Origin of the sequence: Sedimentitalea xiamensis (genome assembly GCF_030164465.1) — a bacterium.
Lineage (GTDB): Bacteria > Pseudomonadota > Alphaproteobacteria > Rhodobacterales > Rhodobacteraceae > Sedimentitalea > Sedimentitalea xiamensis.
Window position 1 is genome coordinate 1 of sequence record NZ_JASNJE010000056.1, and the last position, 10,383, is coordinate 10,383.

The 10,383-nt window shown below is 61.3% G+C and carries 12 protein-coding genes; 2 read left to right on the forward strand and 10 right to left on the reverse strand.

Annotated features, from left to right (window positions below):
* On the forward strand, positions 1-288 hold a 288-nt coding region (locus QO034_RS23425; protein ID WP_407696807.1), incomplete at its 5' end, for a hypothetical protein.
* A 192-nt stretch (positions 289-480) separates the two neighbouring features.
* Here QO034_RS23425 and QO034_RS22490 read toward each other — a convergent pair.
* From QO034_RS22490 to QO034_RS22530, 9 genes are all read right to left on the reverse strand, one after another.
* The gene (locus tag QO034_RS22490) at positions 481-759 is read right to left on the reverse strand and encodes a response regulator transcription factor (RefSeq protein WP_284487749.1); all 279 of its coding nucleotides are present in this window, start codon (positions 757-759) and stop codon (positions 481-483) included.
* Positions 756-2,297, reverse strand: a complete 1,542-nt coding sequence (locus QO034_RS22495; RefSeq protein WP_284487750.1) for a sensor histidine kinase — start codon at positions 2,295-2,297, stop codon at positions 756-758. Before QO034_RS22495 ends, QO034_RS22490 begins: the two co-directional genes overlap by 4 nt.
* A complete protein-coding gene (locus QO034_RS22500) occupies positions 2,294-2,851 on the reverse strand; it encodes a recombinase family protein (protein WP_284487751.1) in 558 nt (185 codons plus the stop codon). Before QO034_RS22500 ends, QO034_RS22495 begins: the two co-directional genes overlap by 4 nt.
* Before the next feature lie 440 nt (positions 2,852-3,291).
* Complete coding sequence (locus tag QO034_RS22505) at positions 3,292-5,088, reverse strand: ABC transporter ATP-binding protein (protein ID WP_284487752.1); 1,797 nt, start codon at positions 5,086-5,088, stop codon at positions 3,292-3,294.
* Between the two features lie 7 nt (positions 5,089-5,095).
* Positions 5,096-5,452, reverse strand: a complete 357-nt coding sequence (locus QO034_RS22510) for a Rid family hydrolase (protein ID WP_284487753.1) — start codon at positions 5,450-5,452, stop codon at positions 5,096-5,098.
* Positions 5,449-5,823, reverse strand: a complete 375-nt coding sequence (locus tag QO034_RS22515) for a RidA family protein (RefSeq protein ID WP_284487754.1) — start codon at positions 5,821-5,823, stop codon at positions 5,449-5,451. Before QO034_RS22515 ends, QO034_RS22510 begins: the two co-directional genes overlap by 4 nt.
* Before the next feature lie 11 nt (positions 5,824-5,834).
* Positions 5,835-6,701, reverse strand: a complete 867-nt coding sequence (locus QO034_RS22520) for an ABC transporter permease (protein ID WP_284487755.1) — start codon at positions 6,699-6,701, stop codon at positions 5,835-5,837.
* A gap of 3 nt (positions 6,702-6,704) precedes the next feature.
* On the reverse strand, positions 6,705-7,709 hold the full coding sequence (locus QO034_RS22525) for an ABC transporter permease (protein ID WP_284487756.1): 1,005 nt from the start codon (positions 7,707-7,709) through the stop codon (positions 6,705-6,707).
* A gap of 56 nt (positions 7,710-7,765) precedes the next feature.
* Positions 7,766-9,292 carry an ABC transporter substrate-binding protein gene (locus QO034_RS22530; protein ID WP_284487757.1) on the reverse strand — a complete coding sequence of 509 codons (1,527 nt, stop codon included), beginning with the start codon at positions 9,290-9,292 and terminating at the stop codon, positions 7,766-7,768.
* A 157-nt stretch (positions 9,293-9,449) separates the two neighbouring features.
* On the opposite strand from QO034_RS22530, the gene QO034_RS22535 reads away from it, so the two are divergent.
* Complete coding sequence (locus QO034_RS22535; RefSeq protein WP_284487758.1) at positions 9,450-10,121, forward strand: TetR family transcriptional regulator; 672 nt, start codon at positions 9,450-9,452, stop codon at positions 10,119-10,121.
* A gap of 169 nt (positions 10,122-10,290) precedes the next feature.
* Here QO034_RS22535 and QO034_RS22540 read toward each other — a convergent pair.
* Positions 10,291-10,383: transposase domain-containing protein (locus tag QO034_RS22540; protein ID WP_284487573.1), on the reverse strand; the 93-nt coding region annotated here is incomplete at its 5' end.

A 10,383-nucleotide genomic window follows, 5' to 3' on the forward strand; every position in this document is an offset into this window, starting at 1 on the left:
AACATCCCCAAATTGCTCCCTCAATCCTTTGAGGAAGCTTCTGAAACGAAATATCAGGGGGGTCACTTTTGGACGCCGATTACCCCAATACAGGGGTCAAATTTGCATGCCGGTTCACAGGCCTCGTTTTCGCGGAGCCAGCGCGCTGGTGCGCCCACCCTCTTCCGCCAGCCGCTTTATCCAACGCCAGACCGTCGCCCTGCTGACACCAAGCTCCCAAACGGCGTCATTGATGCCACTTTCCAGACTGCCAGTCCCATTGAGATATGCCTGAACAAGCGGACGTAGCACGGCGGCCCTGCGCGACTCTTCAGCACCAACTGCAACGGAGGCTTCGCCATCATCATCCATCGATATTTGCCGCACATGTCTGTGAACCCTGTCTCAGGTTTAAGGGCAAGAATATCGGAATTAAAGGCAAAATCTCATATTTAAGGGCAAAGGACAGCCGTTGATTTCGTTGGATTTCTCATCTCACAATTAAGGGCTACGCGACACCTCGATATCGCCATGGCCGGAAATCACCACCGTCGGCCAGTCCACGCCGCGGGCGCGCAATCGCTCCTGCAGTTTGAGGCCGGAGATCGCCGGCATACGAATGTCGAGGATCAGGCAGCCGGGCTCCAGCCGGTCGAGCGCGCCAAGAAACGCCTCGGAGGCAGCGAAGCCGCGCACGGAGAGGCCAACCGTGCGCATGAGCAGCGACAGCGCCTCGCGCACCGCATCGTCGTCATCGACCAGATAGACCGGCAGGGTCATTCCGCCGCCTCCCGGTTTTCCACGTCCGGAACCGGCAGCCACAGGCGGAACACAGTTTCCGCACGATCCTCGGCGAGGCTCAGATCGCCGCCCAAGCGTTCGGCCAGCCGCTGACACAGCGCCAGCCCAAGCCCGGTGCCTTCCTTCTTGCCGGTCACGAAGGGCTCGAACACCCGCTCGCGAATATGCTCAGGCACACCCGGCCCGCTGTCACTGACCTCCACGACGATGCCGGTCCCGGTCGCCTCGCTCGCGACCCGCACCCAGCGGTCTGCGCTCTCATCTGCCGCCTCCACCGCATTGCGCAGAAGGTTGAAGACGATCTGCTCCAGCGCGATCCTGTCGAGTTGCAGCGTGATGTTGCGGGTTGCAGAGAGATCGGTCGACAGGGTCACATGCCCGGCCTCTATGTCGCGCCGCAGCAGCGCCTCGACATTGCCGACCGCCTCGTTGATCGGCACCGGCTCGATCCGCCCCGATTGCGGCCGGGTCCAGTCGCGCAGCCGGTCGAGAATGACCGCCGCGCGTTTCGCCTGCTCGACGATCCGCCCGAAACCCGCTTCGGACCCCTCTATATCCCCCAGTTTCGCGAGGCGCCGCCCCGCCTGAGCCTGGGAAAGAATGGCCGTCAGCGGCTGTGTCAACTCATGCGCCATGCCGCTCGCCATCTCGCCGAGGGCATTGACGCGTGAGGCATGGGCAAGCCGGGCATCGTCGGCGCTGAGCCTTGCCAGACGTTCCGCCCTTCGCGCTCTTGTCAACTGCCGCAGTCCGAGAATGGCCAGAAGATATAGACCCGTCATCACTGCGAGCACCGCGAGAAGACGGCCGGCCGGCAGAAGATCGGCAAGGCGCGGTGCAATCCCGGCCTCCAGGATCAGGGGTTGCGATGTGCTGCCAAGCGCCTTGCGGAACTGCATCGCCGCTGTCTCTGCCCGGGTGCGGAACAGCACCGTTCCATCCGGCAGATACAGCGCGCGTTTCATTGACGGACGTAACCAGAAAGCGTCATCCGTCGCCAGGAGTTCCGGCGCATCGACCGTCAGCGCCAGACCGAACCGGGCCTCGTCGGTGTTGGGACTGCGCTTGATGACCAGATAGCGGCCCTCCGCCTCGAGGTCAGCCCGCAGCACAAGCGCGCCATCGGAGCTGCGCGCGTCGGCGACGATGATATCGGCCAGTTCGTTCGAGAGACCCGGGCGCGTGGTAACATAGCGGCCGAGCCGGTCAAGCGGTACGAGATCGATGGCCACGATGCGGGGGTAAAATCGCATGATCGTGGCGGCGACATCGAGGAATAGGTCGCGCCGCTCGGCCTCTCCGGCCGTGGCCAGGGCCGACAGCGAGGTGAGATGCGCATCGTGCTGATCCGCCCGCTGCGAGGCCAGCCGGTGCAGGATTTCCGCCTTGGTCTGCAATTCCGAGAACAGACGCTGCCGTTCAAGGGCAGCCATGCCAACCACGGTGAGGATCAGCAGCCCGAGCCACCCCAGAACAGTGACCGTGCGCCCGTTTCCCAGTATCGTTGATCGGGTCATTCGCAGCCATTCCCGCCGTCCAGCGCCCGGTAGACAGTCATGCGGGACACGCCCAAATTCCGTGCGATCTGCGCCTTCGGCACACCCTCGGCGACAAGACGCCGGATCGCCGCTTCGTCAACACTCTTGCGGCGCCCCTTGTAGGCACCCCGACCTTTGGCTGCCTCGATACCGGCCCGCTGCCGGTCGCGGATGAACTTCAGCTCTATGTCGGCCACCATTCCGAGAACGGTGATAAACATGCGGCCCATGTCGCCTGCCGTGGTCACCTCGGGTTCAAGAACGCGCAGCGAAGCCCCTTTGGCATCCAGCTCATGCACGAGATTCAAGACATCGCGTGTCGAGCGACCGAGACGGTCGAGGCGATGCACGACCAGCTCGTCGCCTGCTCGCAGGAATTCCAGGGTCGTTGCCAGTTCGGTGCGTCCGTCGCGGGATGCCCCGGAGCCGGTCTCGGCGCGGACGATCTCGCAGCCCGCCGCCTTCAGCTTCGCTTGCTGGATTTCGAGATCCTGACTCGATGAACTGACGCGGGCGTATCCGATCCGGGGCATGGCAACCTGTCACGCTAGGGTGGCTGAGACCCTGATACTGTCACAAACGCTGTAGCGCCACTCAATTGTTACATTCTGGCCGGTCACATCTGTATGTCATCTGCGGGTGTACACCACAACGAAGACCGACCCCACAGCGCGATCGGATACAACGTCCCGATTGCCATCCATTATCCCGATGGCGCCACCAGCCCGTCATCGTGAGGCAGCTGGAAAAATCCAACTTCCGGCGGTCCAAGGTTGGGTAGCAGTGCATTCGTCAAGAAGCTGACCGCGAGACAGCGTAAGGCTGGACTGGGGACTGTACTTCTGGCAAACGAGTAGCCGTGGATAAGTTACTGGAACGGCTCCAGAAACCGTCAAAATCGTCCGCTTCTGATAGTCTTTGATCGGTAGCTTGCCTCCGTAGGTCAATCGCCATCCGAAGACTTGCGAGGCACTTACATATCGCGGGAACATCGCAGGAAGTGGCCCGGCGCGATCTCAGTCATTGTGAAGGCTGCGGATTCGGCGCCAACAGCGCGGATCGGGCTAGAAATTTCACGTGCGGTCAATTGCCGATCGCGCCTTTGATCGGGATGCGCGATCGGCACCGCGTCGAGCAGCCTCTTCGTATAAGGATGTGCAGGCATCCGCAGCATTGCGTCGCGCGGACCGATCTCAATCAACTCGCCCTGATACATCACCGCGATCCGGTCGGCGACCTTCTCGACCACGGCCATGTCGTGCGAGATGAACAGAATGGCGACGTTGAACTCCTCTTGCACCTCCTCGATCAGATCGAGAATCTGCGCTTGGATCGAGACGTCGAGCGCCGAGACCGGCTCATCGGCGATAATCACCGAGGGGTTGAGGGCGAGCGCGCGGGCGATACAGACGCGTTGGCGCTGGCCGCCCGAGAACTCATGCGGAAAGCAGTGCGCGGCGCTAGCGGGCAGGCCCACGCGCTCGATCAGTGTTGCAACCCGTGCCGCAATCTCGGTGCGGCCGCCAGTCCGGTGGATCTCCAGCGGCTCGGCAATGATATCGGCCACGCACTTGCGGGGGTTCAGGCTTGCATAGGGATCCTGGAAGATCATCTGGATACCGCGGCGGGCCAGCATCATGCGAGCATGGTCGAACCCGAGAATATCCTCGCCATTGAGAAGGATTCGCCCTTCGGCAGGCTCGTACAGGCGAAGGATCGCCTTCGCCAGGCTGGACTTGCCGCACCCGCTTTCGCCGACGAGCGCCAGTGTCTCGCCATGGGCCACATCGAACGACACATCCTCCACCGCATGGACATTCGCGCGGACGCGTCCGAACACACCGCCCGACAATGGATAGCGAACAATCAGGTTCTGCACACTCAGCGCCGGGGTCGCGTCGGTCACCGGGCGCGGCGTCGCCGGCGGCGCGTTGCCAAGCTTCGGCGCGGCGTCCAGCAGCGCGCGGGTGTAGGCATGGCGCGGAGCGGCGAAGACGGCGTGTACGAGACCGTCCTCGATCACCTCGCCGCGCAGCATCACCTGCACGCGGTCGGCGATCTCCGCGACAACACCCATGTCATGCGTGATAAAGAGGATTGCCATGCCGGTTTCCCGCTGGATCATCTTGAGAAGCGCCAGGATCTCGGCCTGCACGGTCACGTCCAACGCAGTGGTGGGTTCGTCGGCGATCAGAAGGTCAGGCTTGCAGGCCAGCGCCATGGCGATCATCAGCCGCTGGCGCATGCCGCCGGACAGTTCGTGCGGATACTGCCGCAACCTGCGTTCCGGCTCGGACAGGCGCACCTGCTTGAGCGCTTCCAGGCAGATCCGATCGGCTTCGGACCTCGCGACGTTCTGGTGTCTCTGCACGGCTTCGCGCAACTGGAATCCCACCGTAAGGACCGGATTGAGCGAGGTCATCGGCTCCTGAAAGATCATCGCGATGCGATTGCCGCGGATCTGCTGCATGGCCGCCTCGGACTGGGCGAAGAGGTCGATTCGCCCGCCCTGCCCGTCCGAGAGCCAGGCACGTCCCGCGGTAACCCGTCCACCGCCGAACTCGATCAACCGCATGAGTGCCTTGACCGTCACGGATTTTCCGGAACCACTTTCGCCGACAAGGGCCACGACCTCTCCGCGACCGACCCGCAGCGAGACGTCGCGCACGGCGGGCGTGTCTGTGCCGGGAAAGCTGACCCGCAGGCCGCTGACCGACAGGAGAGTCCCGGTCGCCGCCACGTTGGCTATATTGCGGTCGCAAACGGTCATCTGGCCCTCACGGAGCGGCATAGGCGCGGATCTCGACGAGCGAGTCGCGGCGCGAGGCGGCAGCCTCGACGACCGAAAGCGCCGGCGGGTGGTCAGGCAGGATCCAGTCGTTCCAGATCCGGCGGAACGCCGCGAACTCCCGGATATCGGCGAGCCAGACCTGAACCATCATCAGCTTCTCACGCCCCGATCCTTGGTCGCTCAAATGGCCGTCGATCACGTCCAAGATCTGCAGTGTCTGCGCCGCGACATCGCCCGACTTGTCTGGCGCGGTCAGGCAGCTCGAAATCATCTGCGGGCAGGCCGCGCCCAAGTGAATGGAAGGCGAGCGGGGGCCTCCGACGCGTCCGATTTTGGTAATCATGCGTCTGCCCCCTTGCTGCGGCAGGCGGTGACGACCAGTTCCACCAGCAGGTCCGGACGGTAGAGTTCTCCCGAGACGCAGGTCCGGGACGGGGGGTTCTCGGCATCGGCCCACTCGTTCCAGACCGCGTTCATGGCGCTGAAGTAGCGCATGTCCTTGAGCCAGATGTGGATGACGAAGATCGAGGCCTGATCCTCCCCCATCTCAGCGAGCGCCGCATCCACGTTCTTCAACGCGCCGCGCATCTGCTCCTTGATGTCGCCATCGGTCGTGTCGGGCTGCATGCCGGACAGGAAGATCAGCTCTTCGCTGGCGACGATCTGCGCCTTTCGCGCCCCATCGAGAGTGGTGAGTTGGCGGCGTTCAAGCATGGTCTGTCCTCTCAGAAGTTCTTGATCTTGGGGTCGAAGCGGGTGCGCAGGACATCGCCCAGAAGGTTGATCCCCAACACGGTCAGGAAGATGCAAAGTCCCGGAAAGAGCGCCATCCACCAGGAGGTGCTGATATAGGCCCGCGCATCGGCGAGCATGCCACCCCAGGTCGGGATTGTCGGCGGAACACCCAGCCCCAGGAATGACAGAGCAGCCTCCGAGATGATCGCAGTCGCCATCGCGAAGGTGCCGACCACGAGCATCGAGGGGAGAATGTTGGGAAGGATGTGTTCGCGCAGGATGCGGGTGTGCCCGGCGCCCAGCGAACGGGCGGCGACGACGAACTCGCGGTCGCGCAGCGACATTGCTTCCGCGCGCGCGAGCCTGCAGTATGGTATCCACCGCTGTGAGGCGAGCGCGATGATGACGATGGCCAATCCCTGTCCCAGGAATGCGACGATGGCAATGGCGAGAAGGAGCGGTGGAAACGCCCAGAAGACCTCGAGAAACTTCTGGATCAGGCTGTCGATCCGGCTTCCGAAATAACCCGAGACGATACCGAGGACGATACCGGCGATGCCGGAGAAGACGACGACCGCGATGGCGATCAGCAGCGAGACCCGCGCACCGAAGATGATCCGACTCAGCAGGTCGCGGCCGACATGGTCGGTGCCCAGGAAGTGCGGCCCGGTCAGTTGGGGCGGGGTCATGGCGGCCATAAGGTCCTGACGCGCCGGATCGAACGGCGCGATCAGCGGCGCGAATGCCCCGGCGACGATCAGCGCGCCGATCATGAGCAGTCCGAACAGGGCTTTCGGCGCTAGCAGGAACGCATAGCGGCTGCGGCCGCTGCCACGAGCAAGGGTTGCTGTTGCCATGTCTCACCTCATCCGGATGCGGGGGTCGACGATCGTGTAAAGGATGTCGATCAGAACATTCATCATCACGAAGATCGTGGTGTAGATCAGGACAAGCCCGGTGATCAGGGGGAAGTCCCGAAAGGTAATGCCCTGAATCAACAGAAGTCCTATGCCCGGCCATGAGAACACCGTCTCGACGATGATCGCGCCCGAGATCAGCGCGCCGAACTCGAGGCCGATGATGGTGATGACCGATACAAGCGCGTTGCGAAACGCATGCCGCCAAAGGACGACCCGGTTCGAAAGGCCCTTTGCCCGAGCCGTCATCACGTAGTCTTCCCCGAGGTTTTCGAGCATCGAGGCGCGGGTGATCTGCATGATGATCCCGGTCATCGCCGTGCCGAGGACGATCGCCGGCAGGGCGAGGTGGCGCAGCGCCTGCCACAGTGCATCCCAGCGGCCTTGCAGGACTGCGTCAAGCGTCAGGAAACCGGACAGGCGCGGCAGGTCCATTCCCCATGGTTCCCGTCCGCCGGACGGGAGGAGGTTCAGATGGCCGGCAAAGATCAGGATCATCAGGATTCCGAGCCAGAAATTGGGCATAGAAATGCCGAAGAAGCCGCCGATCGAACCGACCGTATCGAAGATTGAGTTGGGTTTCGCCGCGGCCAGCACGCCTAGCGGAATGCCTATCGAGATTGCCAGGAGCGTGGCATAGAGCGCTAGTTCGATGCTGGCTGGTAGCCGCGCGAGAACCAAATCCATCACCGGCTCTCGGTAGCGGAAGGAGGTGCCTAGATCTCCGCTCGCGGCATTGGTCAAAAAGTTGAGATACTGGACCGACGCCGGTTGATCGAGGCCCCACGCCGCGGCAATGCGTTCGCGGTCCTCGGTCGTTGCCTCGTCCGAGACAAGCATCGAGACCGGATCTCCTGGTGCAGCCTGCATCAGCAAGAAAACCAATAGCGAGACAATCAGAAGCACCGGGATCACACCAAACAGGCGTTTGACGGAATAGGTGAGCATCGGCGGTTCTTTCGCAGGTAGAATTGCCAGGGACGGGCATGCCGCCCCCGCTGGGCTCAGTTTCCGGCGCGGACGTGGATGTCCCAACCGTCGATGCGGTCGGCCTGGCGCGGCGTGTAGTCGATGGACTCGGACACGCCCCAAGCCATCTGGTGCAGCCAAAGGAAGTGCGCCGGTACCTCCCCGGTCAGTCGGACGATGGCCGCGCGCATCATGTCATACCGTTGGTCCGGGTCGAAGGCAGCACGCTCCGCCTGCAGCAAACTGTCCAAATCAGGGTCGGAGAAATCCAGACGCGGCGACCCGCCTGTCTCGAAGTACTGTCGCAGCGCCCGGGACGGATCAAGCATCTGGCCGCGGCCCATATAGTAGAAGGGCACGCCGCCAGCCTGGACATTCGACCATAGTGTTGCCCATTCAGGCGTACGCAGGCTAACAGTGAAACCCGCCTCCTCGAGCATCGGCACCATCGCCTCGGCGATCTGGCGATCGGCCGTGTATCGGCCGACCGGAGTATAGAAGTCGATCTCGACCCCGAGCAGACCCGCGCTTTCCAATAGAGAGCGAGCGCGGTCCGGGTCGTAGTCATAGGGAGTCTCGAACTCCGGGTCGAATCCGAACTGGCCTTCGCCGACAGGGCCATTCAGCAGGGTAGCTCGGCCACCAAGCAATGCACGGACAATCGCCTCGCGGTTGATCGCATGGGCAACGGCTTGGCGAGCCTCTTTCACCTCCCACGGATGAGTTGAAGGATTCATTGCAAGAAACATCATCTCGACTGAATTGGCGAACTCGACGCGGGCATTGGGCAATTGCTCGACGCGGTCTATAAGCTGTGGAGGAACGCCCTGGGCTATCTGCACCTCGTTATTGGCGAGAGCCGTTACACGCGCCTCAGGCTCGGCCATGATCCTATACATGATCTGCTGTGGATTGGAGGGCGAGACCATCGGATGGTCATCGACCCGTTCCAGTACCATGTGCGTGCCGATGGACAACTCGGCCAGACGGTAGGGGCCAGCACCGTGCGGATGCGTTCGGTAGACCTCCTGACCATGCTCATCGAAGAGCCGCTTTGAGGTGATCTGCACTGCCGTCAGATTGTCTGCCAGCGTCGCGGTGGGCTCATGTGTGGTGATGCGCACCGTAAGATCATCTACGACTTCTGCAGATGCGATCGGCTGCACCAGGAATGAAGAGGTCGATTCTGGGTCGTTCCGCATACGGTCGATGGAATGCACCACGTCCTCGGCTAATACCGGATCACCATTGTGACGCACCCAGTCCGGGCGCAGTCGAACAATCCAGTTGAGCTCGTCTTCCGGCTCGACGCTCTCCGCCAGATAGGGAATCGGGCGTCCGGTTTCGAAGTCGTAGCGCATCAGGCAACCGTAAACCTTGCACCAGAGACTTCCGATCAGAACTACAGCATCACCATACGGGTTGTAGCCGGCAATCGTCTCGGTGATGGCAGCCGCAATACGTTCTTGGGTCATTTCCTGTGCCGCAACCGCCGCGGATCCTGCCCCCAATGACAGCGTAATGGCGGAAGCGATGCCACGGACGAATGGCATTCGGGTCATGTCTGTACCTCCCAGAGCCCGGTTCATTGTCGGCTCGTAACCGAACCATGGTTGACGGGAGCACGAATCAGGTTAGTAAGTCAAGTATTACTTACTTACTTGTTGGCAGAACTGCTGTAGCTGTTATTATGGGCCTTGGGAAGGATGCGAGGATGGCATGAACGACCGTGGAGATTTTCCTGAACCAAACGCTCGAAAGCGGGCAAAAAGAACTCGCAACAGCGCGAAAACAAAAGAGGATATTCTCAACGCGGCAATCGAGGAATTCTGCGCGTATGGTTACGCAGGCGCCAATACGACTCGTATCGTGAGTTTGGCTGGCTGCAATATCCGGATGCTCTACCACTATTTCGATAACAAGGACGGGCTGTACATTGCGGCACTGAGCAGGGTTTACGAAGAGTTGCGCAGCAGCGAGGAGGCGACGAATTTCTGGAATGCCTCTCCGCACGACGGAATTGTCGCTTTGACACATTTCACCTTCGACTACATGCGCGAGAACAGGCGCTTTCCAAAGATGATCTTGAACGAGAACCTCAATCAAGGTCGCGCCGCAGCACAGATCGCACAAGTAATTTACACGACTGCGCGTCCGTTCATTGAAAAACTCGACAGTCTCTTGGCCAGGGGTCAAGCTGAAGGAGTCTTTTTACGCCGCCCCGATGCATTGCACCTATATCTCACAATACTCGCGCTTAGTTTTATTCACATTTCGAACCAGCACACGCTATCCGCGACATTCGGTGTGGATCTCACCTCACCAGGTTTTTTGAGGGAGCGTAAAGAACATATCACCGAGGTGGTACTGAGCTATCTGGGCGTGGCCTGAAGGGTACTTGGCAATCAAGCCGACACCCCATGAATCACTCAAACGCTGATTTGGGAATCTGGAGGGTTCTGTGAGGTTCGCGGGCAGAACGCCGATGCCGCTGCACGAGTGTCGGGCGGACCTCATTGAAGCCGGATTGATCGTATCCGTCCGACTACGCACTTGAGGCCTATTGCGGCGTCCAGTTCCATGGAAGCAGTTCGTCGAGCCGGTTGATCTTGTGATCGGCGATACGCTCGAGAACCCATGTAAGCCAAGCTTC